General features: G+C 60.8%; 27 protein-coding genes and 1 pseudogene. 18 read left to right on the top strand and 10 right to left on the bottom strand.

Going from position 1 to position 24,520, the window contains the following annotated elements; genetic code table 11:
* Nucleotides 1-185: 185 nt before the first annotated feature.
* From ACN50D_RS11595 to ACN50D_RS11670, 16 genes are all read left to right on the top strand, one after another.
* Nucleotides 186-1,334, top strand: a complete 1,149-nt coding sequence (locus tag ACN50D_RS11595; RefSeq protein WP_249343077.1) for a glycosyltransferase family 1 protein — start codon at nt 186-188, stop codon at nt 1,332-1,334.
* Entirely contained in the window at nt 1,331-2,422 is a 1,092-nt protein-coding gene (locus ACN50D_RS11600; RefSeq protein ID WP_211921890.1) for a glycosyltransferase family 4 protein, read from the top strand. Before ACN50D_RS11595 ends, ACN50D_RS11600 begins: the two co-directional genes overlap by 4 nt.
* Nucleotides 2,422-3,429, top strand: coding sequence for a glycosyltransferase (locus ACN50D_RS11605; RefSeq protein ID WP_211921892.1), 1,008 nt, complete (start codon nt 2,422-2,424; stop codon nt 3,427-3,429). The genes ACN50D_RS11600 and ACN50D_RS11605 overlap by 1 nt, the downstream gene beginning before the upstream one ends.
* 1 nt (nt 3,430) lies before the next feature.
* Nucleotides 3,431-4,276 (top strand): glycosyltransferase family 2 protein, encoded by an 846-nt coding sequence (locus ACN50D_RS11610; RefSeq protein ID WP_211921894.1) that lies wholly within the window; start codon nt 3,431-3,433, stop codon nt 4,274-4,276.
* 76 nt (nt 4,277-4,352) lie between these two features.
* Nucleotides 4,353-4,541 carry a hypothetical protein gene (locus ACN50D_RS11615; RefSeq protein WP_211921896.1) on the top strand — a complete coding sequence of 63 codons (189 nt, stop codon included), beginning with the start codon at nt 4,353-4,355 and terminating at the stop codon, nt 4,539-4,541.
* Between the two features lie 47 nt (nt 4,542-4,588).
* Complete coding sequence (locus ACN50D_RS11620) at nt 4,589-5,146, top strand: type 1 glutamine amidotransferase domain-containing protein (protein ID WP_211921898.1); 558 nt, start codon at nt 4,589-4,591, stop codon at nt 5,144-5,146.
* Between the two features lie 175 nt (nt 5,147-5,321).
* On the top strand, nt 5,322-6,035 hold the full coding sequence (locus ACN50D_RS11625; protein WP_211921899.1) for an ANTAR domain-containing protein: 714 nt from the start codon (nt 5,322-5,324) through the stop codon (nt 6,033-6,035).
* Nucleotides 6,036-6,065: 30 nt separating this feature from the next.
* Nucleotides 6,066-6,833, top strand: a complete 768-nt coding sequence (locus tag ACN50D_RS11630; protein WP_211921901.1) for a GAF and ANTAR domain-containing protein — start codon at nt 6,066-6,068, stop codon at nt 6,831-6,833.
* A gap of 157 nt (nt 6,834-6,990) precedes the next feature.
* Entirely contained in the window at nt 6,991-7,410 is a 420-nt protein-coding gene (locus ACN50D_RS11635; protein ID WP_211921903.1) for a hypothetical protein, read from the top strand.
* 107 nt (nt 7,411-7,517) lie between these two features.
* Entirely contained in the window at nt 7,518-8,885 is a 1,368-nt protein-coding gene (locus ACN50D_RS11640; protein ID WP_211921905.1) for an APC family permease, read from the top strand.
* A 52-nt stretch (nt 8,886-8,937) separates the two neighbouring features.
* Entirely contained in the window at nt 8,938-9,516 is a 579-nt protein-coding gene (locus ACN50D_RS11645) for a DUF6230 family protein (protein WP_211921907.1), read from the top strand.
* A complete protein-coding gene (locus tag ACN50D_RS11650; RefSeq protein ID WP_211921909.1) occupies nt 9,510-9,914 on the top strand; it encodes a DUF6114 domain-containing protein in 405 nt (134 codons plus the stop codon). Before ACN50D_RS11645 ends, ACN50D_RS11650 begins: the two co-directional genes overlap by 7 nt.
* Before the next feature lie 5 nt (nt 9,915-9,919).
* Nucleotides 9,920-10,294: a hypothetical protein gene (locus ACN50D_RS11655; protein ID WP_249343078.1), complete on the top strand. Its 375-nt coding sequence runs from the start codon at nt 9,920-9,922 to the stop codon at nt 10,292-10,294.
* Between the two features lie 1,007 nt (nt 10,295-11,301).
* Entirely contained in the window at nt 11,302-11,826 is a 525-nt protein-coding gene (locus tag ACN50D_RS11660; RefSeq protein WP_211921911.1) for a hypothetical protein, read from the top strand.
* A gap of 14 nt (nt 11,827-11,840) precedes the next feature.
* On the top strand, nt 11,841-13,010 hold the full coding sequence (locus ACN50D_RS11665; RefSeq protein ID WP_211921913.1) for a zinc-dependent alcohol dehydrogenase: 1,170 nt from the start codon (nt 11,841-11,843) through the stop codon (nt 13,008-13,010).
* 31 nt (nt 13,011-13,041) lie between these two features.
* Nucleotides 13,042-13,758, top strand: coding sequence for a hemerythrin domain-containing protein (locus tag ACN50D_RS11670; protein WP_211921915.1), 717 nt, complete (start codon nt 13,042-13,044; stop codon nt 13,756-13,758).
* A 103-nt stretch (nt 13,759-13,861) separates the two neighbouring features.
* Here ACN50D_RS11670 and ACN50D_RS11675 read toward each other — a convergent pair whose 3' ends face one another.
* The 9 genes from ACN50D_RS11675 to ACN50D_RS11715 form a co-directional block, all read right to left on the bottom strand.
* A complete protein-coding gene (locus ACN50D_RS11675) occupies nt 13,862-14,773 on the bottom strand; it encodes a manganese catalase family protein (RefSeq protein WP_211921917.1) in 912 nt (303 codons plus the stop codon).
* Nucleotides 14,774-15,000: 227 nt separating this feature from the next.
* Nucleotides 15,001-15,708 (bottom strand): glutamate ligase domain-containing protein, encoded by a 708-nt coding sequence (locus ACN50D_RS11680; RefSeq protein ID WP_306665685.1) that lies wholly within the window; start codon nt 15,706-15,708, stop codon nt 15,001-15,003.
* Entirely contained in the window at nt 15,705-16,487 is a 783-nt protein-coding gene (locus ACN50D_RS11685) for a Mur ligase family protein (protein WP_306665686.1), read from the bottom strand. Before ACN50D_RS11685 ends, ACN50D_RS11680 begins: the two co-directional genes overlap by 4 nt.
* A 49-nt stretch (nt 16,488-16,536) precedes the next feature.
* The gene (locus tag ACN50D_RS11690; protein ID WP_211921919.1) at nt 16,537-17,061 is read right to left on the bottom strand and encodes a CinA family protein; all 525 of its coding nucleotides are present in this window, start codon (nt 17,059-17,061) and stop codon (nt 16,537-16,539) included.
* Nucleotides 17,058-17,456: a hypothetical protein gene (locus ACN50D_RS11695; protein WP_211921921.1), complete on the bottom strand. Its 399-nt coding sequence runs from the start codon at nt 17,454-17,456 to the stop codon at nt 17,058-17,060. Before ACN50D_RS11695 ends, ACN50D_RS11690 begins: the two co-directional genes overlap by 4 nt.
* Nucleotides 17,449-18,177, bottom strand: a complete 729-nt coding sequence (locus ACN50D_RS11700; protein WP_211921923.1) for a HemK2/MTQ2 family protein methyltransferase — start codon at nt 18,175-18,177, stop codon at nt 17,449-17,451. The genes ACN50D_RS11695 and ACN50D_RS11700 overlap by 8 nt, the downstream gene beginning before the upstream one ends.
* 142 nt (nt 18,178-18,319) lie before the next feature.
* Nucleotides 18,320-19,801, bottom strand: coding sequence for an FAD-dependent oxidoreductase (locus ACN50D_RS11705; protein ID WP_211921925.1), 1,482 nt, complete (start codon nt 19,799-19,801; stop codon nt 18,320-18,322).
* 63 nt (nt 19,802-19,864) lie between these two features.
* Entirely contained in the window at nt 19,865-20,329 is a 465-nt protein-coding gene (locus ACN50D_RS11710) for a DUF4383 domain-containing protein (protein ID WP_054828500.1), read from the bottom strand.
* Between the two features lie 155 nt (nt 20,330-20,484).
* Nucleotides 20,485-21,537, bottom strand: coding sequence for an NAD-dependent epimerase/dehydratase family protein (locus tag ACN50D_RS11715; protein WP_211921927.1), 1,053 nt, complete (start codon nt 21,535-21,537; stop codon nt 20,485-20,487).
* Between the two features lie 194 nt (nt 21,538-21,731).
* Here ACN50D_RS11715 and ACN50D_RS11720 point away from each other — a divergent pair, with 194 nt between their 5' ends.
* Both ACN50D_RS11720 and ACN50D_RS11725 read left to right on the top strand, forming a co-directional pair.
* Nucleotides 21,732-21,962: a DUF6480 family protein gene (locus ACN50D_RS11720; RefSeq protein WP_211921928.1), complete on the top strand. Its 231-nt coding sequence runs from the start codon at nt 21,732-21,734 to the stop codon at nt 21,960-21,962.
* 69 nt (nt 21,963-22,031) lie between these two features.
* A pseudogene (locus ACN50D_RS11725) lies at nt 22,032-22,152 on the top strand (sigma factor-like helix-turn-helix DNA-binding protein); the annotation flags it as partial.
* A gap of 1,072 nt (nt 22,153-23,224) precedes the next feature.
* Here the strand turns inward: ACN50D_RS11725 and ACN50D_RS11730 are convergent.
* Nucleotides 23,225-23,638 carry an ATP-binding protein gene (locus ACN50D_RS11730; RefSeq protein ID WP_211921930.1) on the bottom strand — a complete coding sequence of 138 codons (414 nt, stop codon included), beginning with the start codon at nt 23,636-23,638 and terminating at the stop codon, nt 23,225-23,227.
* Between the last annotated feature and the right edge of the window lie 882 nt (nt 23,639-24,520).

Consider the following 24,520-nt stretch of genomic DNA (forward strand, 5'->3'; position numbering starts at 1 on the left):
ACCTCCGATGTTTGTGGAAGCTAGGCCGTGGGCATCTGCCCTCTGCATCCTGAGAAAGGGTGTGGTGGATCGGCGCTGGTGGGCTTCCCGATTCACAGGACCGTCGCCTTGTGCTGCAGGCTGGGCTGCCGCGCGTCACAGGGCGACGGTCCACACGACGCCACCAACCGAATACAAGGAGAGAGATGAACTTGGAAGCCAGTCCCGGGGAACCGCTGACGACCTCGACGGGCATCGACTCCTCCACGAGAGCTTCCGTCATTCGTGTTGCGTCAGTGCCCGCGTCGCACGTGTACGTCCGGCACTTGGCACCACCGTCGGGAAACGACAGCACACCCGAGCCGGGAACCGACAGCATCATTCGCCTCGACGATCCCATCCCCGAGGACGGCCGCAAGGTTCCCGGCGGATGGTGGCCACCGGTGATGCTGGATCCTGCGTGGATTCGGGACCATCACCACCTGTTCGATCTCTTCCACGTTCACTTCGGTTTCGACGCGATCGCACCACGCGTGATGGAGGACATCGTCCACGAATTACGCAGCCACAGAGTTCCTCTCGTTTACACGGTGTATGATCTGCGCAATCCGCATCAGCCGGAACCCGAGCAACATCGCGAATTGTTGGACGTATTGATTCCCGCAGCGGATTCGCTGATCACCCTGACGCCGGGTGCGGCGGCGGTGGTCGCGAACAATTGGGGCCGGGAATGCACAGTGCTGCCTCATCCCCACGTGATCGAGTTGGAGAACTTCGATCGGGAGCGACCCCCGGCAACGGATTTCACGGTGGGAGTCCACGTGAAAAGCCTGCGTCCCAACATGGATCCCTTTCCGGTGTTGGACACGCTCTGCGCGACGATTGCGACGTTGCCGGGAGCGCGATTGGTCGTGAACGTCCACGACGAGATCTTCGATCCGGATAATCATTGGTATGCACCCCAGGCAGCGAACAGGCTGACGGAGTATGCGCGTCGACGGGACGTCGACGTAGTGGTACACCCTTACTTCAGTGACGACGAGCTGTGGACTTACCTTATGTCCCTGTCAGTTTCGGTGTTGCCATACCGCTTCGGGACGCATTCTGGATGGCTGGAGGCGTGTTACGATCTCGGCACAGCTGTCATTGCGCCCAGTTGTGGGTTCTACTCGGAACAGCAGGACTGCAAGGTTTACGGGTTCGACGAGCATCATTTCGATGCCGAGTCGCTCGATCGATGCGTCCGCGAATTGTATTCGGAAGAGCCGGTGCGTCTTTCCGCCGCAATGCGTACCAGGCAGCGCCGATTGTCAGCTTCTGCCCACCGCGAGATCTACGAGAAGGTTCTCGCATGAGGGCTCTACGCATAGCTCTGATCGCTTCGAGTCGCTATCCCGTCAATCAACCATTCGCCGGCGGCCTCGAGGCTCATGTGTGGCATCTGGCTGCGGCACTGCGAAATGTCGGCCACGAAGTCACCTTGTTTGCCGGGCCAGGATCGGATCCGGAACTCGCATGTGAGTTGATCGACGTCCGTCCAGCCCTCATCAGCACGGCTGCCAGATCTGATATCTCCATGCCGGCAGAGCATTTCATGCAAGAACATCATGCCTATCTCGACCTCATGCTCCGCCTGTCGCGAGACTACGCGGAGAGCTTCGACGTCATCCACAACCACAGCCTTCACTATCTGCCGGTGGCGATGACGTCGACGCTGAACACTCCCGTGCTCACCACTTTGCACACGCCACCGACGCCCTGGCTGGAATCAGCGATCGCGGCCGGCGGGTCCCCCGGTCGGTTTGCCGCCGTGAGCCGCTACACCGCCGAAGCATGGAAACACGCTGCCGGAGATGTCGATGTCGTACACAACGGAGTCGACACGGATCAATGGCATCAGGGCCCTGGCGGGCGTCGTCTGATCTGGTTCGGTCGAATCGTGCCGGAAAAGGGTGCCCACCATGCGATTACCGCGGCCCGGGCGGCCGGTATGCCGTTGGTACTCGCCGGCCCGGTCAGTGACCATGCCTATTTCAGGGAACGAATCGAACCCGAACTCGACGGCACCATTCGCTATCTCGGCCATCTGGTCACAGACGATCTGGTCGCTGCGGTAGGAATGTCTGCAGTTGCTCTTGTCACGCCGCAATGGGACGAGCCGTACGGTTTGGTGGTGGCCGAGGCTCTTGCTTGCGGCACACCGGTCGTCGCCTACGGCAGGGGCGGCATACCGGAGATCCTCACGCCCGACTGTGGACGTTTGGTCCCGGCCGACGACGTGATCGCACTGACTGCCGCAATCGGCGATGCGATGCAGTTGGCTCGGCCGAGCGCACGCGCGCGAGCGGTAAGCCACTGCTCGGAACGGCGGATGGTGGACCGCTACCTCGAGTTGTACGACGAAATGGCCTGTGCGTCGACAACTACGCGACGAGCAAGCTGATGATCGGTTACTACATCCATCATCAGGGCCGAGGGCACCTCACTCGCGCCGCGTCGATCGCAGCGCATCTCTCCTCCGACGTCACTGCACTCACCAGCGCCGATTCGGTTGCCCTGCAGGACTTCGACGACCATGTTCAGTTGCAACTCGACAACGACGAAGCCCACAGACTCAACCCCACCGCGAACGGGGCGCTTCATTGGGCGCCCATACACGAACCCGGACTTCGCTCTCGAATGGCTCGCGTGGCGGACTGGATAGCGACCACGCGCCCGGGGGCCGTGGTCGTGGACGTATCGATCGAAATTGCGACCTTTGTTCGCCTGATGGGTGTCCCGGTCATCGTCTTGGCGATGCCAGGAGACAGGACAGACGCCGCGCATCAATTGGCGTATCGCCTTGCTGATCACATTATTGCGGCCTGGCCACAGGAGGTTTACGACCCGCACTGGCTCCACCCGTATGCGGACAAGACCACCTATGTGGGCGGGATCAGCCGATTCGACGGCCGGGCGTGCTCATCTCAGTCGGTCGGTAGTCCCGCAACACCCCGCGTCGTTGTGCTGAGCGGCGCCGGCGGATCAGCGGTGTCCGACGCCGACGTACAGGCTGCTGCAGCACAGCATGATTCCTTTCATTGGAAGGGGCTCGGCTTGCCAGGAGGGACGTGGGTTTCAGATCCCTGGCCGGATATTTGTGCGAGCGATGTCGTGGTCTCCCACGCGGGCCAGAACGCGATTGCCGACATCTCGATCGCCGGCAAGCCGGCTATCGTGATTGCGCAGAAACGTCCGTTCGGAGAACAGACTGCGACCGCCGACGCATTGTCGATGCACAATCTCGCAGTGACGTTGCCGGGCTGGCCGGCGCTCGACGCGTGGCCCGAATTGATCTCAGAGGCAAAAGCTCTCGATTGTGGAGGTTGGACATTGTGGCAGAGTTCGGGTGCCGCTGCGCGAGCAGCGAGAGTGATCGAGTCGGTCGCGAAACGGCATTTGGACCGCTGACATGAGAACAGCCGTGATCACGATCGTGCGCGGTCGCCACTCGCACTTGAGAATGCACGTCCGTGGTCTCGCGTCTGACGCAACTACACCGTACTCACATTTCATCGTCGCCATGGGAGACTCTGCGGTGAAAACCATAGTTGCGCAGGAGGAAAGCGCTGCCCGCACAATCGAGATCGACGCTCCCGCGGGAAGCGCGCTTCCGCTGGCTCGCGCGCGAAATATCGGGGCCGCCGAAGCTCTGCGCCAGGGTGCCGAATTGCTCGTGTTTCTCGACGTCGATTGTATTGCAGCGCCGCTTCTTCTGACGAGGTACCTCGAAGCCGCACGTTCGGAGGGTTCCACCCCCGCATTGTTTTGCGGGCCGGTCACCTACCTGCCCCACCCCGTCGCCGACTCGACCAGTTCGGACTCGTTGGCATTGCTGCACAACCCGCATCCGGCGAGGCCGGCACCCCCAGACGGAAAAATCGTGGACGGGAACGACTTCGATCTCTTCTGGTCGTTGTCCTTCGCGCTCACCGCTACGACGTGGCGTGCACTCGGTGGATTCTGCGAGGACTACCTCGGATACGGAGGGGAGGACACCGATTTCGCGCGGGCCGCCCGAGGAAAGGGTGTGAAACTGACCTGGGTCGGTGGCGCAGATGCGTACCACCAATTCCATCCGGTGTCGGATCCGCCCGTCGAGCACCTTGACGACATCCTGATCAATGCACGTGTGTTTCACCGACGATGGGGGGAGTGGCCGATGCAAGGGTGGATCGACGCATTCGAAAGTGCGGGCCTCATCGCGTATCAACCGGACAGTGGGCACTGGGAGCGGGTACGGCCAAGCGTCGTGTAAGTCACGCTGGCCGAGAATGTTTCACCAACGAAACGAGGCATGGTTAGAGAACGGTCACTGTGGGAAGACGAACCGAATGGCTACTTACAGAGTGATCAATCCCGCAGGCGATGTTACCGACACGCGCGACATCGAGAGCGCCGACGACGCACACGCTTGGTTTGTGGACGCCCGTGCCGACAATTCGGAACTGGGGTGGCGAATGGAAGTTCGTCACGACGACGAATGGTCGTTCTTCGACGACACCGAAGGCGCCTCCAGCTGAGCAATTGCTCAGCGGTCACGATGACGGTCCAGGAAGGACGATCAAGCATGAGCCAGAAACTCGCAGGAAAGAAAGTTGCATTCCTCGTCGCGTCGGAGGGCGCCGAACAGGTCGAACTGACGGATCCGTGGGACGCATTGCTCGCGGAACACGCTCAGCCGTCGCTTGTTTCGACAGATCCAGGAACTGTGCAGGCATTCAACCATCTCGACAAGGCTGACGTCTTCGACGTGGATGCGGTACTCGGATCGGCGTCGTCGTCCGAATACGACGCTCTCGTACTTCCTGGCGGGGTGGCCAACCCCGACTTCCTCCGAATGAGTCCTGAAGCGGTGGCTTTCGCCCGTAGTTTTTTCGACGACGGGAAGCCTGTAGCAGTGATTTGCCACGGGCCCTGGACGTTGGTCGAAGCCGGGGTGGTTACGGGTCGCACTCTGACGTCGTGGCCGAGTCTGCGCACGGATATCACCAACGCAGGCGGCACTTGGGTGGACGAAGAGGTGGTCGTCTGCACTTCCGGACCGAATACTTTGGTATCCAGCCGTAACCCTGGTGATCTTCCGGCATTCTGCGCCAAGCTGATCGACACGGTGGCGACTGTCTGAGAGTGGCTACCCAGGTGGTGTCCGGTCACTTCGGTTTTTGTGAACGAGATGCCCGACGTGGGTCCGCGCTGGTGCAGCTGCGAGACTCAAAGGTCAGGTGTGTAGGACCTGACAATCTGGGCAGTTCCGGGCATAGAGGTGCTAGTGGCACTTCGAGACGGACGAAGGAGGTGAGGTGGTGGAGGAGGACCGGCGACGCGTTCTGTGGCGAGCGGTCGCCGCTGCCGACGGCCACCCGGGTGAGGGCACGTGGGGACAGTCCGTGTGCGTCAACTGCTCGCACCTGCTGCGCGGAATCGACGCGGTGGTGATTACCTTGCGGGCAACTACCTCCGCCCAGGACCTACTCGGCACCAACGCCGAATGGGCAGGCTTGCTCGAAAACCAGCTGTACACCCTCGGCGAGGGCCCCGGGATACAGGCCTTCACGCAAGGCGACCCGATGCTGATCGACGACCTCACTGCGGCAGTACATCAGTGGCCGCTCTTCACCGACGCGGCACTTTCTGCAGGAGCGGCAGCCGTATTCGCCTTTCCATTACAACTGGGCGCCATCGCGCTGGGCACCTTCGACTTGTACCGCCGAACCCCCGGATCACTACCACCAAGCGTGCTCGCCGATGCCGCCACCTTGGCAAACCTGATTTCTCTGGCTCTACTGGCGAAAGCGGACTGGGCCGAGACCACCGAGCACAGGGGTATCAGCAGAGACGGTTCATATCACGATGTTCACGTCGCGACCGGAATGTTGGCCGCCCGTCACGGGATCACCCTCGCTGACGCGTTCATCCGCCTGCACGCCCATGCCTTCGGACGCGGACACACCGTCCTCGACAGTGCACGGGACGTCATAGCCCATCGCAGCGACGTCAACGAACCAGGTGAGTGAGATCGTGGGTATGAAGGAGGAGGTGATCGCATGCCCGAGTACAAGTCGACAACGCCGTCACCATTGATCGACGCGATCTCGGAGATCACCGGCGCGCTCGTCGAAGAGCATGCCGACATGGGTGCGGTACTCACCCGCATCACCGAGATCTGTGCGGAACTGCTCTCGGCTGCAGCGTCGGGGATCATGATCGTCGACCCCCGCGGCGGGTTGGCGGTGGTGGCGGCCTCGGACGAACGGGCACGCCTGGTCGAGTTGCTGCAATCGCAAAACGAGAGCGGCCCCTGCCCCGAGTGCATCCGCAACTCCGAAGTCATCGCGGTGACGAACCTCGACACCGGCGCTGACCGATGGCCTGAATTTCAAACAGTCGCAACCGAGGTCGGTTACCGAGCCATCCTCGCGGTCCCGATGATCCTCGACGGTCGCGCGGTCGGCGGGCTCAACATCTTGTTCACCGAACCCACTCAGTTCGACGACGAGCAGCATCGCCGTGCCGCGGTTCTCGCCGATCTCGCATTGCTGGAGTTGACCCATGAGCGAGGTGAGCATCGCGCAGGTCGACTCTCCGAGCGCACACTTACCTTGCTCAATGAGCGTGTGCACTTGGGCCAGGCCACCGGGCTTGTCGCCGGAACCCTGGACATCTCCCCCTCCGATGCACGGGCGCTGATCGACGATCACGCCTCCCGCTCAGGTTTGACCCTGCGCGGACTCGCCCGAGCGATCACGGACGGATCGGTCCGCCCCGACGAACTCCTCGCAGACAGCCAAGCTCAGCGGCGTCAGGGTTTCTGACGCCGCTCTTTCCGCGTGTTCACAGCGGTAGTGAAACTGACCGATCCCACCGGGTCGGACATCTATGTGCTCGGGCCGACCATTCGGGGTACCTGACAGATTCACGGCCGAAGGAGTCCTCGTGTCCTCGAAAACTCACGTTTAACACTGCGCAGCGTTGATCTGTGCGTACATCACCGACGATGAGGAGGGCTGCGGCGCCCTGCGCGATACCGCAGAACTGACCTACCAGCAGTGGCACGAATCCGCGACCGTCCTGTGTGCAACAGTGCTGGATCTGATCGCCTTCGATATCGACAGCCATCCACTCGCCGTCATCGACCGATACGATCCTCGCCGGCACGAGATCTTCCCCGGCCCTCGGCATCTGCCGGAAGCGACGACGGCCATCGTCTATTACGACCTCCACCAGCAGGCACCCGAACCTGACGCCGTCGGAGCCAATATCGTCCCGTCTTTGTTCGACATCGCGGTCAGCGGAATCGAACAACTGGCGCAACTGTGGGGTCGCCCTCCGGTCGAGGTCGCCCGTTTGCTGACGGTCGCAGCAGCGACGTACGAACGAGACGCGTGGTGAGCGGAACGTGTGTCAAGGTTCATTCCGCGTTTGAGACCAGGGCGCCTGGGTAAGTGACAACACCTGGGTGGCAGCGCGCCACCGTGAAGACAGGATGACCCTTGCAGATGCGACGCGACCAACAGTCGGTGCACGTGGACGGTACCGAACAGGCCGACCAGAGCGGCCGGCGAAATGTTCTCGCCCGGGCCATAACCGGCCCACTCCTCTTCATGTTCATACTCGGCGACGTTCTTGGCGCAGGGATCTACGCGTTGGTGGGCGTCATCGCCGGCGAGGTCGGGGGAGCCGTCTGGGTGCCACTCCTTGTAGCCCTGGCGATGGCGCTGTTGACCGCAACGTCCTACGCCGAACTCGTGACGAAGTATCCGCGCGCAGGTGGTGCTGCGGTGTTCGCTCAACGAGCCTTTCGGAAACCACTCGTCTCGTTCCTCGTCGGCTTCTCGATGCTGGCAGCTGGTGTCACGAGCGCAGCCGGACTTGCACTCGCATTCTCCGGCGACTACCTCAAAGCCTTCATCGATGTACCTACCGTTCCGGCGGCACTCGTCTTCCTTCTCCTCGTGGGACTTCTCAATGCGCGAGGAATAAAGGAATCGATGCGCGCCAACGTCGTCATGACAGCCGTCGAGGTCACCGGCCTGGTTCTGGTCGTCGTCCTCGCGTGTGTCGTGCTCGGGCACGGTGACGGAACTTTGAGTCGCGTCGTCGAATTCGATGAAACCCGGTCACCCGCACTCGCGGTGCTGGCTGCTGCACTTCTTGCGTACTACTCGTTCGTCGGATTCGAGACATCAGCGAACGTCGCCGAAGAGGTGAAGGACGTGAGCAAGGTCTACCCGCGCGCATTGTTCGGAGCTTTGGTAACATCGGGCGCCGCATACGTGCTTGTGGGACTGGCTGTTTCGGTTGTTCTCCCGGCCGATGAACTTGCGGCGTCCTCGGGCCCGCTGCTTGCCGTGGTGTCAGCTGCCGACGTCGGCTTCCCCCCTCGCCTGTTCAGCCTGATCGCACTCGTCGCCGTCGCCAACGGTGCATTGTTGACCATGATCATGGCCAGCCGACTCACTTACGGGATGGCATCCGAAGGCCTGCTCCCGCGCCCGTTCGCGAAGGTACTTCCCGGGCGCCGGACTCCATGGTTGGCGATCGTGGCTACAACTGCTGTCGCCATGGCACTGTGCCTGACCGGTTCGCTGTCGGCCTTGGCCGAGACGGTGGTACTGCTCCTGCTCGTCGTCTTCATCAGCACGAATATCGCCGTGCTCGTCCTGCGTCGTGACTCTGTGAAACACAGTCATTTTCGAGCACCGACTATCTTTCCGATTCTGGCTCTTCTCACCTGCGTCGCATTGCTCACTCAGCAAAGCGCGGCGACATGGCTACGCGCGGCAGCACTTCTCGCGGTCGGGATAGTGCTTTACGCACTCTCTCGCCGAACCACGAAGAAGGACACCACGAGCCTCAGTGCGTGACCTCAGTGTGAACTACCGAAACGCAGAACACAGCAATGAAAGGCGCAGACCAGTGAGTTCGGTTCACAAGGGGCGCTTTGTGGTCATAGTCGGTCTAGGTCTGTTGGCCGTCGTGACTCTGGGTGCCGGCATCGCGCAGGGAAAACTGCCCATGAATATCGTGGTGTCCGGGCAGAGATTCACGGGAAGCGTTTCCGCGGTCGAAGCCCAAGGCATTCAGGTTTATCCCCGAGCGGCGGAGACTGCCGGAGACGCATCTGCGAGCATCGCCGCTCATATCCAACAGGTGCGCCTGACCGACCTGTGCTTGTCGACTGTCGCTCACGGAGTTCCGTTCCTGGGTGACGTCACCATGAGCATTCGTGCCCCCGGCGACGGAACGACCGCTTCCGGCATCACTTTGGACGCAGCGTCTCTCGGCGGGGCCATCACTGCACACGATGCACGATTGGGTGCTGAAGTCTCTGCACTCGGCGAGATATCCGAACTCGATCCGCCTGACGCATCAGCCATAACCGCCGGCGACTCGAGTTTGGCACAGGCTCGCGTCGAGATCATTTCCTTGACCGCAACACAAGTCGTCATCGACAAGCTGGCCATGAGCGTCGAGAAGGGAGCTGTCGGATGTTGACGAAGCGAGCTGCCTTCGCCGCATGGCGACGGCAGCGGCCTTTCGCCGGATCAATTCTGCTGGGAGTTTCGGCCGGCTTTCTGTTGCTACCCGCCGTCGTGACCGTGCGCCTGGGAGACGTTCTGATTTCCATCAGTACCATCGCCGGGGTTTCCACACTGCTGTTGGCCGCACTCATGGCCCTGTGCGCAGCTTCCGCGCTCCTACGCGTCAACACCCGACTACCTGCTGGGGTCTGTGCGATGATTCTCTCGCTGGTGGCCCTCCCGGCAGCGAACTTCGGCGGTCTGATCATGGGGACCTTGACCGGAGTCGTGGGTTCGGCTTTCGTATTAGCCTGGATACCAGTAGATTCGACTGTCGCAACAAGCCCCGACAGCCGATCTGACAAGGTTTGACGGAGATGAGAGAGTTGTCCGACCAACCCGGTGCTACCGAGGAGATACAGCGCCGTGCGCGAAAGATCGACAGGCGGACCAAAACCTACGGCTTGTCCATCGTGCTGGCAGCAGCGGTACTGATTCTTGCGATCGTATGGTTGGGTTCTCGGCGTGGCGAATGTTTCGACACCGACGCCTTGGTGTGCTCGCCGAGGGATCGCCGTCTTCTCGTCTTCGCCCCAAGTCTCATGTTGCTACTCGGATCAGTGGGAGCAATCCTGCGAGCCTCCCCACGCTGGCATCGCCTGCGGCGCCTCTATATTCGTCCTTACATGGCTTGGATCCTCTCGGGACTCGCCCTCGCCTACCTGGCGTCGGCTTCCCTGATCTTCTTCTGAGGTGGCGCTGAGCAGTAACGGCTCAGCGAATGTGGTGTGGTTTGAATCTCCCCGACAGGGCCGATCCTGATTGAAATTGGTCCACTTGGGCATCCCCCGTGTTCTGACGTGAGAATTCTCCGCGACCAGGTTGCCTGTCGGCGTCCTCGTTCCAGACAATCGGGACGGACAACTTCGCGGGTTGGCGTCTGTGATCGTGGAAGGCAGGCGGGTCCACCTCCAAATCGATGGGTAAGCCACACTGAACGTGATACCCATTGTGCCGGTGAGGATCCCGATTGCTCCGTGCTCGGCGTTTCGGGTACGACTTGGTGTGTCAGGACGGTGAGCGGCAAGGCCGGTCCCGATGCCGGTTGTACCTGGGAAATGCCCGGCCCGAATATTCGGAATGTCAGGATCGACCACGCGTGCGCGGTGAACGTGAGAGCAAAACCGTCGACACGAGGGCCCGCAGTCCCGGGGTCGATGCCGGGAAGTTTTGTATGAAGGAACTAGTGGTGCTCCCCCCTTGTGGAGCCATCGACATGAACCGTAGATTCCGGTGCTGCCGTTTCCTACAGCCGTGAAGGACTTGGGATTGTGTCGATGTCGGTGGAGGGATCGAAACGAAGCGCAGCAACGCACCTCTCGTATCGCCAAGACCGCCACTTCGACGGGCGACCCGAACTCGCTGTGCGAGAGCATGTTAACCGGAGTATTTGATACTCGGTGGCCACGAACGCGAGATTATTTCACGTGATGGTTGCCGTCGAGAGTGATCGGGTACGTCGCGCCTATGGAGGTCATAGCAGTACTCATCCTCGTCGGTGTTGTCGTCTTCGTTGTCGCGCGTAAGCGCAATGCGGGACGTCGCGAGCCTTAGGAGCGAGAAGTCGCAGCAATAGCACCCCGGTCGCAGTTCGTTCCGACGAACTTCGACGGTTTTCTGCGCCCTTGATGGGTCTATGCCTGCGAGGAGGTCGGACTGCTGGACAGGGCGAACGTGTAGCCGAGCAATGGGAGGCGTGATGGAACTTTTCGACAGAGCCAAGGAAGTGGCTGTTGGGCTCGTAACCAAGGTCGCCGGGCACGGCGGGTCGGGCGAGCACGCGCAAACAGTGACGATCGGTCGAGCACGGGACGAGGTCGACGCGCTTTGGCGTGATCCCGACCTACTGTCATCGGTCTTCGGAGACGCAGTGACAATCCGAATGGTCGAAGGTGGGGTTTTCGAGTGGAAACTGTCCTCCCGCGCAGACGAGACCGACGTCTGGCGGAGCAAGCTCGTCGAGGCGGGCGACTCGCTGCGGTTCGTCACCGATGACAAAGACGCAACTGACGAAGGCAGCAAGCCTGCGGAGTTGGTGGTGAGCTCCCGAGAAGCTCCGAGTGACCTCGGTACGGAGTTGACCCTGCGGTCGGATTCCGGGCTGCCCGCAGTCTTCACCAAGACATTTCTTTTCCGCGCACTTTATCGCGCTCGCGCTCTCGTGCAGACCGGGGAAGTGCCCACTCTCGCTCACAATCCGAGCGCTCGAGACAGCGCTCACTGAACCCAGGAGGCTCCATGCGTGCATTGTGCTGGAACGGTATCAACGATCTTGCCGTGGAGACGGTCGACGATCCCCGGATAGTCAATCCTCACGACGTCATCGTCCAGGTCGGGTTGACGACGACGTGCGGATCGGATCTGCATTTCATCGACGGTTACCTGCCTGGTATGCGGGAGGGGGACGTGTTCGGTCACGAGTTCATGGGCACAATCGTCGATGCAGGTTCAGAGGTCACCCGGACACATGTCGGTGATCGCGTCGTAGTGCCGTCGTTCATCGGCTGCAACTCTTGTTGGTATTGCGACCACGACCTCTACTCCGTCTGTGATACCACCAATCCCAATGCGGCCTTGCAACAACCAGTGCTCGGCTATCCCACAGGTGGCATCTACGGTTACACCCATCCTTTCGGGGGGTATCAGGGTTCGCACGCCCAGTTCATCCGGGTGCCTTTCGGCGACGTCAATTGTTTCACTGTCCCAGAGGGCATTTCGGACGAACAAGCACTTTTCCTCTCCGACGCCGTCCCGACCGGCCTCATGGGCGCTGACTTCTGTGACATCTCTCCCGGCGACACAGTTGCAGTTTGGGGGAGTGGCGGGGTCGGGTTGATGGCGGCTCAGAGTGCGCGCCTCCTCGGCGCGGAACGCGTGATCGTCATCGACCGGTTCGACGAGCGTCTGCGCCTCGCTCGCGAGAGGGCCGGCGCCGAGACCATCGACTACTCGACGACCGACAGCGTTCAGGACCGGTTGCGCGAAATAACAGGGGGTCGCGGCCCGGATGCCTGCATCGACGCGGTGGGGATGGAAGGCCATGGGACTGGACTGCAACAACTGTACGATCGCGCCAAGCAATTGCTGCGACTGGAGACTGATCGTGCGAGCGCACTCCGTGAGGCGATCTTGGCCTGCCGTAAAGGTGGTGTCGTCTCTGTCCTCGGCGTCTACGGCCTTACCGACAAGTTCCCCATGGGGTTGATCACGAACAAGAGTTTGACACTTCGTTCGGCCCAGCAACACGGCCAGCGGTACATGCCGCGGATGTTCGACTATGTACTCCAGGGCGACCTCGACCCGTCGATATTGGTCACCCACGACATGCCGCTGGAGAACGCCGTACGTGGCTACGAATTGTTCAAAGAAAAGTCAGATGGGTGCGTGCGCGCCGTTTTCCGCCCTTGATCTTCAGATTCGAATGTGGAGAGTAACTCTCATGAACGAGACGCCTGTCTCTCTCGCCGATCAGTCGCTGGCCGAATTGGGCGGGCGACGAAGTGTGTTGGCGCGTCAACGCCGCGATCACATCGAGCTCGACGAACTACTAGGACGGATTCGCAGGACGACCGGAAGCACCCGGCAAGATCTGCTGACCAACCTGTGCCGACTGGTCTTCCCGCATGCCTTCGCCGAGGAAGCCGTACTGTGGCCCATCGTGCGGCAGACGCTCCCAGATGGTGACGAATTGACACTGCGCATCGAGCAGGAACACCAGCAGATCAACGAACTCTTCACCTCTCTCGAGCAGACTTCGCCCGGCGACGGACGCCACGAGCAGCTGTTCGAGCGCATCACGACGTTGTTGAGTGAGGATGTCCGGGACGAAGAAGACGTTCTCCTTCCGCGCCTGCAGCAGGCGCTCGATGCAGATACGCTGCGCACGTTGGGCTGGATGTGGGGGGTGGCTCGGCGCACCGCACCGACCCGCCCACACCCAGTCGTCTCTCGTCGGTTGCCGGGCAACGGCTTTGCCGCGCTACCACTGACAATTCTCGACAGGTCCCGTGACCGACTTGACCAGCTCTCCCGCAGAGTGCCCGCGACGATGGCGGCGAGTTGCCGCGGAGCCAGTCGTGTCCTTGCGACAATCGCGGGCTCAATCGAACGACTACCACTGCTGCGTCGCGGCGAAAAGCCTTCTACACGAGAGTAGAAGACCACCTCACGTTCGCACGAGAGACTATCGATCGATTGGTCGCGCACCGGGAAGGAGCGCGACCAATCGGACGCATGCCATTGTGATGTGGGCGGTTCGTTTACGGCTTGTCGGGGTCCAACGCATCCTTGACCTTGCCGAGGACGCCCTTCTCGGTGCCGATCGACGCCGACACCGGCTCTCCTCGAGATCCGTCGTAGGTTGCGTACAGCTTCGGGTCAGGCGGCGGAGCAGAAGCTTTGTCTCCCAACGGCTGCGGGTCGGCGAGGAAACGGTTTGTGTGAACTCCGTCCGGCGCCGTCCCGAATGCCCAACGGCCCTGATCGGACTGCGTCCCATCGGAAAGGTGCCAGAGAGTTTCCGCGTGCTCCGCATACTCCTCGTCGAAGAGAGCATTCGGGGCTATGGTGCCCTCGAGCCCATCAGCCTTGAGCTCCTCGATGGCTGAGAGCCACATGTTCTGATGATAGGTATCGCGTGCAAGGTTGAACTTGAGCATGGCCTTCACACCGGGGTCGTCGGTCATGTTGTACAAACGAGCGGTTTGAACGCGTCCCTGTGCTTCTGCGGTGACGTTCGCGTAGAAGTCTGCAAGAAGATTCCCGCTGGCGACGATGTAGCGGCCGTTCCACGGAACACCGTTGCTGTCGGCGAGAACTGGACCGCCACCGGAGATGATCGCCTGCTGCGGGTCCATCCCGCCGAGCACTGCTGCGACAACCGGATCTGCTGCCGCCGCACTGGTCGATTCCGTCGCCGGCGCTCCTTCGAGTAGCCGAGCCACCATGGTGGCGATCATCTCCACATGCCCGATCTCTTCGGTGGCGATATCCATGATCAGATCCTTGTACTTGCCGTCCATCCGGCAATTCCAACCTTGGAAGAGGTACTGCATGGTGACGGTCATTTCGCCGTACGCACCGCCGAGCAACTCCTGTAGTTTCCGGGCGTAGACAGGGTCGGGCTTTTCCGGGGCGACGTCGAATTGCAGGTAGTCTGTGTGTCGAAACATTGGTTCTCCCTCAATCGATCGGTTGAATGTGAAAGCGGCAGCGTGTCTGTCAACTTGCGCACACGCCGCGATGTTCGCGTGGCACGCCCGCCCCCGAACCCGTCGGAGAGCCTGGTGCTAAACCCGGCCAGCCGTTGTTGAATTCCAGCCATTCCCAAAAGGTCTGCCCGACAGGGCTCAGCGTCAAACAATCCGGCCCTGTCTATTCCGGCGAATTGCGCTCAGAGCTACGCGCGCTCGATCACCGCACGTTCGAGCGCGTCACGATCGTCGAAGGGTATCTCCACTCCGCCGTAATTCATCGATAGATCATGTCCTCTACCGGCGACGAGGACGATATCGCCTGATCTTGCCCGCGAGACGGCAACTCCGATAGCCTCACTGCGGTCCGGAATGATAACCGTTTCAGCATGTTTCGCGTCACGAGACCCCGAAGCGACATCGTTTCTCAGGCCCGCAGCATCATCGTGAAACGGACCTTCGTCGGTTACGATGACTACATCTGCAAATGTCCCGGCTGTGTGCCCCAACGGCTTACGCTTTCCTGAGTCCCGGCCTCCGGTGGCACCGACGACGACAATCAACCTTCCTGCTGTCAGCGAGCGCAAATAGGGAAACAGTCGGCTTTGAGCCGATGGATTGTGGACGTAGTCGACAAATGCGAGGTAGTTCTGTCCGATGTCCACACGTTCCAGCCGTCCGGGAACGGCGTCGAGTTCCTCGATACCGTCGAGAGCCGTCGCCATGTCCACCCCACCCAGTCGCAGTGAAGCAATTGCCGTCAAGGCATTGTCGACTTGGTGACTGCCGAGCAGACGTAGTCGGATTCGCCTACTCCACTCCTCGTGGTGCACGGTGAAGGCAGTGCCCGTCCGACCTGTGTCAATGGCGGTCGCGAAAACGTCTGCAGCGCCACCGCACGAAGAAACGGTCAAGTGCGGACTGTGACACGTGCAGCCAAGGTTCTTCCATAGGCATCGTCGATACCGATTACGGCCGCGGCGCACCGCTCGTCCGTGAAAAGCGTTGCCTTCGTCTCGAAGTACTCTGCCATCGTGTGATGGAAGTCGAGGTGATCGCGCGAGAGGTTGGTGAAGGCGGCGACCTGGAAGTATGTGCCGTCGATTCGATGTTGGGCCAGGCCGTGACTGGAGACTTCCATTGCAACTCCGTCGACCTGATCGCGAACGAATGCTGCCAGTGTTGTTTGCAATTCGCTTGCTTCAGGTGTGGTGCGCCGTGCACGCTGCGACCCTTTCGGTCCACGAACACACACTCCACTGACGAGGCCCGCCCGCTTGCCCGCCGCACGCAGTCCAGCCTCGACCATGAACGCAGTGCTGGTCTTCCCATTCGTGCCGGTCACTCCGTACATGTCAAGCATCGAGGACGGCTGTCCGTGCATCCAGGCCGCCAACGGACCCAATGCTTTCCGGGGGTTCTCGACCACCAGCGTAGGAAGAATCTCGGTGGGGTGATCGCTGACCACGGCCACGGCGCCCCGAGCGGCTGCTTCGGCTACGAACTCACCGCCATGATGCTCGACGCCCGGCAGCGCCGCGTAGACGTCGCCCGGCCGTACCTGCCGTGAATCCTGGCAGATACCGGTCACCACCGGGGTGTCGGTCCTGAATGGTTCGTAGTCCACACCGAGAAATCCGGATATGGCGGCCAAAGACCAGTTCAGCTGCGCGTCAATACTGTTCGGCGTCATTGACGGCCCCGTCAGGAACGGAGATCTTTCGAAGACGGAGTCCTGCAGATCACGACGTAGCTTGTCGGGGAATGGCGTCTGGTGAGGCGTGCTGCACGAGAAGTCGAATCGCGTGTTCGATGGTGTGGGCAAGAACATCCTCCGGATCGCCCGAGAAAATACGCTTCTCGGTCTCCACCCGTCCATGATCGACAACTCCGAACCACACCGTCCCCGGGGCCACGTCCTCCTGAGTCTGGGGCCCGGCCTCCCCTGTGACGGCGAGTGCCAGCGTAGTGCCCATCAGGGTGGCGATGCTGTGCGCCATGACGCGTGCGGCTTCTTTGCTCACAACGGGACCGTCGGGAACATGAAGCACGGACTGCTTGACCTCCCGGTTGTAGGCAACGATCCCGCCACTGAACCACGTACCGGCCTCAGGGGCCTTACCGAGGCGCGCGGCGATGTTTCCCGCCGTCAGGGACTCTGCCGTTGACACTGTCAAACCGCGTTCGGCTGCAACGGATGCCAGCTGCCTGCACATCTCGTCGACGTTGGTGTCGACCAGCAGTTCAGGCCGGGGGTCGTCGCTCATTTCCAGTCCTTTCCAACGTGTGTCGAACACTCGTATCGTCGTGGTTCGGGAACGATCGGCTGATGGGTTTCGGCTTCGATCCTCACTTCAAGTGAAGTGTTCTCCGGTAAGTGTTTTCGCAAGTAGTCCGCAACTTCGCAACTCACGTACTCGATCTGCAAACTCACCTCGATCCCGGTGTGGCATGGATCTAGCAGGACAAGGACGCGTCCTTCCGGCACCAGGGTGAAAACCTGTCCGATTCCGACATCAGCTCGAGCAGGAACCGTATTCCTAATTCCGAATCCCATAGCGAGCAGCAATTCACGCAGCTTCTCCACGGTGTCGAAATAGAACTCCGATGGGGCACCGAGTTCTACGTTCGTGTGCAGACGGCCTTTAGATTCATCATCCACGGCAGCCAACTTTCCTTGTCCCGGCCGGCTCTACGACATCGTCCCAATGTTTCGCCCGCTTCTCCTCGACGCGAGCGACTTGCGCGCGCAGGACCACCAATTCTTCGGTTTCCTGTCCCTGATCGATCAACCCACGGCGTTCGAGCATCGCGCGGCGCGCCCGCAGAACGGGCCCGAACGGAATCGACCTACGCGCGACAACTTCCACGGCCATGCCCCGTTCCTCGAGCATCACCGCCGTCTTGTTCACATCGCACAACGCGGATTGCAACAGAAGCAGTGATCCCCCTGGGGCAACCATGTCGGGAGCCGACGCGATGATTCGGTCCAGCAAAGCTCGGCCGCTCACTCCCGCATTCCAGGCACGCTCGACACCCGCAGTCGGCAGATCATCGATCTCGGACGGGACATACGGCGGGTTGGAGACCACCAGGTCGAAAACTTCACCGTGCACTACCTCAGTGAGGTCTCCGCGACGTGCCTCGACGCGTGCCTTGTTGAAAATCCTGTTGAGTCTCACGTTCAAAATCGCGCGGCGCGAGATGTCGATAGCGAGGACGCGGCCTGCTCCTGCTTTGGCTGCGGCAATCGAGAGTGCTCCTGTACCGGAGCACAAGTCGAGCACGCGTGTGGACGGCGTGACGGTTTGACTGGACAGTGCTTCGATCAACAACGACGTATCGTCCTGCGGTTTGTAGACACCTGGCAAAGAAACGATCATCGTCGACTCCTGAGTTCGAGGGGTTTGATCCCCGGACAGGTTTACCTACCCGAAAGGCGGTGAAAACATGCAGAAGGGCTTAGCGTGGCGGAAGAACGGCTCAGGCGTGCCCCGAAGTAGAAGCTTCTCTGCAGGACTGCAATCACGTCAGGTCAGAGGTGGCCGGCCCCTCAAGCAGTGCCCCGTCCGCTGCGAAGCGAGAACCATGCAGTGGACAATCCCAACTGCGTTCGGCGTCGTTCCAGCGCAATATCCCCCCGAGGTGGGGGCATACTGCGGAGACGCGGTGCACCACGCCGTCAACCGTGCAGTGCGCGGAAGGTGCAATCCCGTCCCACACGACTCGGCCCTCGCCCTCCGGCGGTTCACCGGAACTTCCGAAGCGAGTGAGTATCGGCCGTATCCATCCGCTTGCCATTTCAACTGCTACTTCGCCGTTGACAACAGCGGCCTTGGGTAATCCGGAAATCTGATTCCAGTCCCATGGGGTGTAGATGACGGACCAGTCCTTTCTGTCGCCTGACACTTCGGCTGTCAGCGCGAGTGCTGCCGCTACCGCATTCGTGAGTCCCCACTTCGCGTATCCCGTTGCGATCAAGATGGAACTGTCGCCTGGAACCAGTTGCCCGACATACGGGAGTTCGTTCACCGGGCGGTAGTCCTGCGCTGACCACGAGTGTGTCAATTCTGCTCCGGGAAAAGTCTTTCCGGTCCAGATGATCAACTCTTCAAGGTTTTGTGCCGGCGAGGGAGCGCGGCCGACTGGATGGCCGTTGCCCCCGACGAGAAGAAGTTCTCTATCGCCGGCAGGGACGTAACGTATCGATCGACTTGGTTTCTCGACGGAGAGATACATGCCGTGTGGAATGTCGCCGGGCACGGTAAAAGCGGCGGCATACGATCGCTGTGGTTCGAGACGAGCAAAGAAGCCGCCGCGGTCGAGTATCGGCGTGCCGGTAGCAATGACAACGGTCTCGGCGCTGATGTCTCCACGATCGGTATGTATGGATCTGCGGTGCCGATTGCCCCGCACAGTGCGAACCCTCGTATGTTCGTGGACCTTTCCCCCGCGATGCACGAACTCCTCGGTGAGCGCGTCCAGTGCGCTCACCGAGTCGAATTGCCCTTGATCTTCCAACCGGATTGCACCTGCCACAGGAAAAGGCAGCTCTACAGTATCGGTCCACTGGACATCGAGTCCGGCCGCGCGGGCGGCATCGAATTCGTCTCGCAAGGTGCTTGTTCCGTCGACGCTGTTTGCGTAGGTGAAAGCAGTTTCGCGTTGAACCGCAACAGAATTGTCGGTACAAAACCCCAGAAGCCATTGTTGACCCGCACGGTTTGCCTCGATGTAGGCCCGCACTGCCGATGGAGAGTGTTTTTTCGCGATGCTCGCGAGCCTCGTGCCTTGAAGCAGGCTGATCTTGCCGGTCGTGTTGCCCGTGGTAACCGCGCCCGTCGTTCTCGCTTCCAGCAACGCCACCGTGCGGCCGGCACGTGCGAACAACAGAGCCGTGACAACTCCGGTCAACCCGGCTCCGACTACGACCACATCGAATTCGCCGGAGGCCACGAACTCGGACGAGAAGTCGGGGCGTGTACCGTCCAACCAGAGAGAAGTCATGAACGGCGGTTGCCCAGAGCTATCCGCGTGGAAACGTCTGAACCTCGGCTCGCTCAGGCCCGATCACCTGTGCGGGTGCGAACCAGTGGTGCCACGTCGCACAATCCGCGGCGTGAGGATTCCGAGCGCGACCATCCCCAGACCGAGCACAAGATGGAGCCAGTTGTCCGCGTCGTTGACCGGGACGAAATTGGCACTACTGTCTTTGTCGATCACCAATCCGTATATCCACAATGCCAAGTACACGATGCCGCCACCGACGAGATACAACTGCGCGGTCCGCGCCATCCTGGCCATTGCAAGACCGGCGACACCGAAGAGCAGATGAACTACGTTGTGCAACACCGACACCTCGAAAATCCCGAAGAGCATTGCACCGGAATGATGTCCGGCTCCGGCCAACATGTCGTAGTCGGTGGTCACACCGGGTATGAAGCCGAGAATGCCGACGAGCAGAAACACCGCTCCGACGGCGGCGGACGCAATCTGCACCGCTGAATAAGTTCGAGTTGCATTGCGCTGCGACATGACGGGACCTCCCGAAGTTGTACGCCCGTAGCTGCCGAGTACGAACGGGGCACGATTTGTTGCCCTGATGGGACGCTTCCCACTGCAGCGGCAGACCAAACAGTCCTGCATCAACCGCGGTCAACCAGAAGTGCACTTCGAACCGCAAGCTTTGGTCAGGGCCGAACACCGAGTCCCGTTGCGATCTCGTGTAATCGCCGTGCCGGCCGATCAGGTGCCAAGGGAACTGTGGGACCGCCGACGCCTGCACGGAGGCCCTCGAAGAACTCTTGAAGTACATCGCTGGGAGTGCGCGCAGGTAGCCACCCCAGTTCGACACGGGCGCGCGAGCAGTCCATCGTGGGCACTCTCATCACGGTATCGAACAGACCTGGGGTCGCCGGGACGGCGTGCGCATGCCAAGCGGCCCACACCCCCGAACGAATCAGCTGCTGAGGCACATTCAACAAGCGTGCGCCGAGCAATTCGGCAATCGTCTCCATGGTGACCGGGGGATCTGCCGCCAGATTGAAAGCACCCTGTTGCTCGCCGAGCGCCGCAGTAACGTAGGCCTTCGCCCCATCCGACGAATGCAGAACCTGAACTGTCAACCCTGGTATTCGCGGCACCACCGGAATCCATCGCTTACCGACAATCGATCCGGGAAGGAATGGGCCGGCGAAGAGTCGCCGTTGCGACGATGCAGATCTCTTCTGAAACATGAATCCCGGGCGCATGCGGACGACGCGGATGTCATGCCGCTCCTCGAACGCATCGAGACACCGTTCCAAATAAGCCTTTTCGCGAGGATAGGCAGCTCCGGGCCAACCGTTCGTGGGCCATTGCTCGGATACAGCCGGTTGATCTATGCCCGGCGAGTATGCACCGACGGACGAGGCATGGATCAACGCCGGTACGCCGGTGTCGGCGACAGCGCGGAATACGCGTAGCGAACCCAACACGTTGTTCTCCCAGGTGACTTCCGGGCGCCGCGTCGGCTGAAACAACCACGCCAGGTGAACAACTACGTCTGCACCCTCGAAGTGCCGATTGAGGTTGTCCTTGCTGACATCTGCGACAACAAAATCAACCTTGGGCACGGTCCAATCCGTCTCTCGCCGAGACAATCCCAGAATCGAGCCGACGGCGCCCTCAACACTCAGTGCCTCGACAACACTGCTTCCGACGTTTCCCGTGGCACCAGTGACCACAATTCGCAAACCGCTCATGCTCGGGCGGTACCCAAAGCCTGCCAGTGTGAATCGCCGATCGAGTTCACGCGTGTCCGAACCTGGTCACGCGGCCGCACTACACCGCAATGAGTAACAAATCTCCGATTGGGTAGCTTCTCCACACGCTCAACGGACAGCGCGGGACGCACCCATACCGAACAGTCGCAAATCCATCGAAAGAGAGCGAAACCGTGACTTCACCACCACCACCCGAACCAAATCCAGACAATACCCCTGACCTCGAACCTGGAGGGAGCGTTGCTCCGGGAAGTACCCCGCCGGAGGCGCCACAGACTTCAGGATTGTCGGAGCCGGAACCCTCGACCGTCAGGCGGTTTCCTTTCACCGGGATTGCAGCGATGATTGCCGTCGGCGTGATCGTCGTCATCTTCGTGGTCGCCGCCATTGCCATTCTGGCGTGAGCCCTCCTCGCGTGACATCGCGTGAGTGGCGATTTCACAACGGAATCGCCGCCCCCGCACGGATTCACGCTCCTCGCGTTGCCCGAGCGAGAACGAGCGATCATTCCTTATCGATTTTTCAGCGGACTGACGCAGTCAGAGATTGCGGAGAAGATAGGGCCCCTCACAGATGCACATGTCACGTCTGCTCACCCCCCGGCGAGGGTGTACGCGACGATATCGCCGACGCTGCGTTGGAAGGGCAGAGCCTGTCCAGGCATCGATCGCGTCAACACCGACGTGTGCGATTCGAACTGGACGGACTGCTCAGGCAGCGTATCCGGACCGTCCCCGAACCAGACTGAATGAGGAGACGAAATGACCAAGCATTTCGGGCACGGCGACAACCAAACCAGACCGGGCGATCACACCGAGTTCCTTGCAGACTTTCGGTTGTTAGCGGATTTCGCCCTGACATGGGTCGAGTCGATGCTTGCTACGTTCGCTGAGAGCCAGGGGCACGCAGACAGAACTTCGACGTCATCTGGCGAGTCATCTGACTTCGGTCGCAGCACCTGGTGCCCGGTTTGCGCCCTTGCTGCCGCTACTAACGGTGAACATCGTGACCTTCTCGTGGTTCTCACCGAACGTCTTGCGACGGTCCTGGCGGTGTTGCGCGAGTTCTCGACAAGATTCTTGCCGGATCCGACGGCGGCCCAGGATGGCGCCGTACCGACACCCGATGATCCCGGCTCGCGGCAGCAGCGGCGCCGGGCCGCATTTGTTCCGATTGATGTGACCGTACGACACTGATCGAATCTTCTTCAGCGGGTTTTCGGCGTCACTGCTGGGCCCAGTTGTCGTATTGCGTAGCAGGATTTGGCTCGCAAACCGATCGGACGCGGATGGAGTATCAGGGCGAACCCTCGCTATGTTCGGCTCGAAAGGCTTCGAGTGACTGGTGATCAGTCGGGACACTCTGCGCGAGCAGGGAACACGTGTTTGTTCAGAGTGAAGTAGTTTTCCTGGAGGGCACTGAACGTGGAGATCCCCTTCTTTGTCACTGCCAGTGCACAGCGGTTATGACCAGGCCGTTGGCATCAAAACGTCTCCTGTCGTACCGACGCTCGATAACTGTTGGCGCTGAACACAATCGGATACACCGTTGGTTACGAAAGTGTCTAATGGGTAAGAATTGAATTGCAGTGGTGGGTGGCGCATCGGCGACCCTTGCCTGACCATCGGCCTCCAAGCCCGCGCCCTGTCGCAATCTATGAGGGTGTTCACGCCGCGGTAGACATCATTTTCTTCACGACGATTATCGCGGTCCAGTGTTCGTTCCCTGTCGTCGGTGGTATGTGGTCGAGTATGACGTCGTCGACGAGGGACTGGAGGAAGACCCACGTCCACGACGTGGTGTGCATAACGATCGGCCTCAAGGTAGTTGTCGATAGGTGCATGCGGAGTGAACCCACAGCGTCCAGGTCGAAGATGCATGTGATGTGGCTTGAAGGCTGTGCGTGAGCGAGCAATATGCCTGCTGCCTCGTCCACTGCAAGGACGAGGTCGGCGACATCATCGGGGGCCGGATCGTGGTGAGCGATCACCGTCCGAGCCGTGGCACGCAGTTGCCGGAGCTGATCCGGCCTTGACGGTACAGAGAATGATGGCAACAGCGTGGTTTCGTTGATGAACATGAGCATTCCTACGGTGACCGCTATGCCGTGAGGGCGAGAGACAAAGCGGGAACATCGAATCTTCCGATGTGTCGCGTACTCAGTCGGAGCGCTAGCAGGAGGACACTTGCCGTGCGGTCCAGTGAGGGCGGTACGTACCGCGTTCTCCTCGCAGCGGCACGGTCAGGGGAAGGATGGGGTGTCGCTTAGGTATTCGGAGCGACGGCTGGTGCGGATGGGTTGCGGCGCAGCCGGACGAGGCAGTCTTCGGTGGACCGCCCTACGGTCTGTGTCGGCTTCTCGTGTGCCCCGCGGGCGAGCAGGCGTGCGATGTTGTTCCGGTAATGCGCGATGGCGCCGTACCCGCAGCTGGGAATACGCCCCCGAGGGAGAAAGCCGCCGGTCAGCGGCTTTTGTGAATGTAATGGTGATGACGTGCACCGTGTGAGTGCCGATGTTGCCGGTCACGTGCTCTCCCTGCTGCCGCAGGGATGCTTGGGCGGGGTGTGGATACCGAAAGAGGCTCGGCCTGTATAGGTTTGGTAGGTAATGAACACCGTTGGAGCTGTCACGTCAGGACCACCCGGGCGGTTTCTCGGCCGGGAAGGCCCTCGATGCTGAAATACCGTTCCCTCGGGAATCTCGTCCGCCGGAGCCTTTCGCTGTAACGAAGCTGCTCACCAGTCAGCTTGTGCGCAAAGTGCGGACCGCCGGTGTCGGGGTGGCGGTGTTCGCGACCGACTCGACCCGGCACCTGGTGTTCGCCGCTGACGGTGTCTCGGAGCACTTGACGAATTGCAGTTCAAGCTCGGGGTCGTGCCTGGATGCTTATCTTTTTCACAGCCCGCAGCGTCATGACAACATGGCCGAAGGTGAGGCCTTTACGAGGTGCCCGCTTTTTGC

The sequence above is a fragment of the Rhodococcus sp. SB1D genome (assembly GCF_048573875.1).
In the GTDB taxonomy this organism is placed as follows: Bacteria; Actinomycetota; Actinomycetes; order Mycobacteriales; family Mycobacteriaceae; genus Rhodococcus_F; species Rhodococcus_F qingshengii.

Coding starts and splice junctions, on each gene's coding strand:
- ACN50D_RS11595 (WP_249343077.1), top strand. CDS start 186: ATGAACTTGGAAGCCAGTCCCGGGGAACCGCTGACGACCTCGACGGGC.
- ACN50D_RS11600 (WP_211921890.1), top strand. CDS start 1,331: ATGAGGGCTCTACGCATAGCTCTGATCGCTTCGAGTCGCTATCCCGTC.
- ACN50D_RS11605 (WP_211921892.1), top strand. CDS start 2,422: ATGATCGGTTACTACATCCATCATCAGGGCCGAGGGCACCTCACTCGC.
- ACN50D_RS11610 (WP_211921894.1), top strand. CDS start 3,431: ATGAGAACAGCCGTGATCACGATCGTGCGCGGTCGCCACTCGCACTTG.
- ACN50D_RS11615 (WP_211921896.1), top strand. CDS start 4,353: ATGGCTACTTACAGAGTGATCAATCCCGCAGGCGATGTTACCGACACG.
- ACN50D_RS11620 (WP_211921898.1), top strand. CDS start 4,589: ATGAGCCAGAAACTCGCAGGAAAGAAAGTTGCATTCCTCGTCGCGTCG.
- ACN50D_RS11630 (WP_211921901.1), top strand. CDS start 6,066: ATGCCCGAGTACAAGTCGACAACGCCGTCACCATTGATCGACGCGATC.
- ACN50D_RS11640 (WP_211921905.1), top strand. CDS start 7,518: ATGCGACGCGACCAACAGTCGGTGCACGTGGACGGTACCGAACAGGCC.
- ACN50D_RS11650 (WP_211921909.1), top strand. CDS start 9,510: ATGTTGACGAAGCGAGCTGCCTTCGCCGCATGGCGACGGCAGCGGCCT.
- ACN50D_RS11655 (WP_249343078.1), top strand. CDS start 9,920: ATGAGAGAGTTGTCCGACCAACCCGGTGCTACCGAGGAGATACAGCGC.
- ACN50D_RS11660 (WP_211921911.1), top strand. CDS start 11,302: ATGGAACTTTTCGACAGAGCCAAGGAAGTGGCTGTTGGGCTCGTAACC.
- ACN50D_RS11665 (WP_211921913.1), top strand. CDS start 11,841: ATGCGTGCATTGTGCTGGAACGGTATCAACGATCTTGCCGTGGAGACG.
- ACN50D_RS11670 (WP_211921915.1), top strand. CDS start 13,042: ATGAACGAGACGCCTGTCTCTCTCGCCGATCAGTCGCTGGCCGAATTG.
- ACN50D_RS11675 (WP_211921917.1), bottom strand. CDS start 14,773: ATGTTTCGACACACAGACTACCTGCAATTCGACGTCGCCCCGGAAAAG.
- ACN50D_RS11685 (WP_306665686.1), bottom strand. CDS start 16,487: ATGACGCCGAACAGTATTGACGCGCAGCTGAACTGGTCTTTGGCCGCC.
- ACN50D_RS11690 (WP_211921919.1), bottom strand. CDS start 17,061: ATGAGCGACGACCCCCGGCCTGAACTGCTGGTCGACACCAACGTCGAC.
- ACN50D_RS11700 (WP_211921923.1), bottom strand. CDS start 18,177: ATGATCGTTTCTTTGCCAGGTGTCTACAAACCGCAGGACGATACGTCG.
- ACN50D_RS11705 (WP_211921925.1), bottom strand. CDS start 19,801: ATGACTTCTCTCTGGTTGGACGGTACACGCCCCGACTTCTCGTCCGAG.
- ACN50D_RS11710 (WP_054828500.1), bottom strand. CDS start 20,329: ATGTCGCAGCGCAATGCAACTCGAACTTATTCAGCGGTGCAGATTGCG.
- ACN50D_RS11715 (WP_211921927.1), bottom strand. CDS start 21,537: ATGAGCGGTTTGCGAATTGTGGTCACTGGTGCCACGGGAAACGTCGGA.
- ACN50D_RS11730 (WP_211921930.1), bottom strand. CDS start 23,638: ATGTTCATCAACGAAACCACGCTGTTGCCATCATTCTCTGTACCGTCA.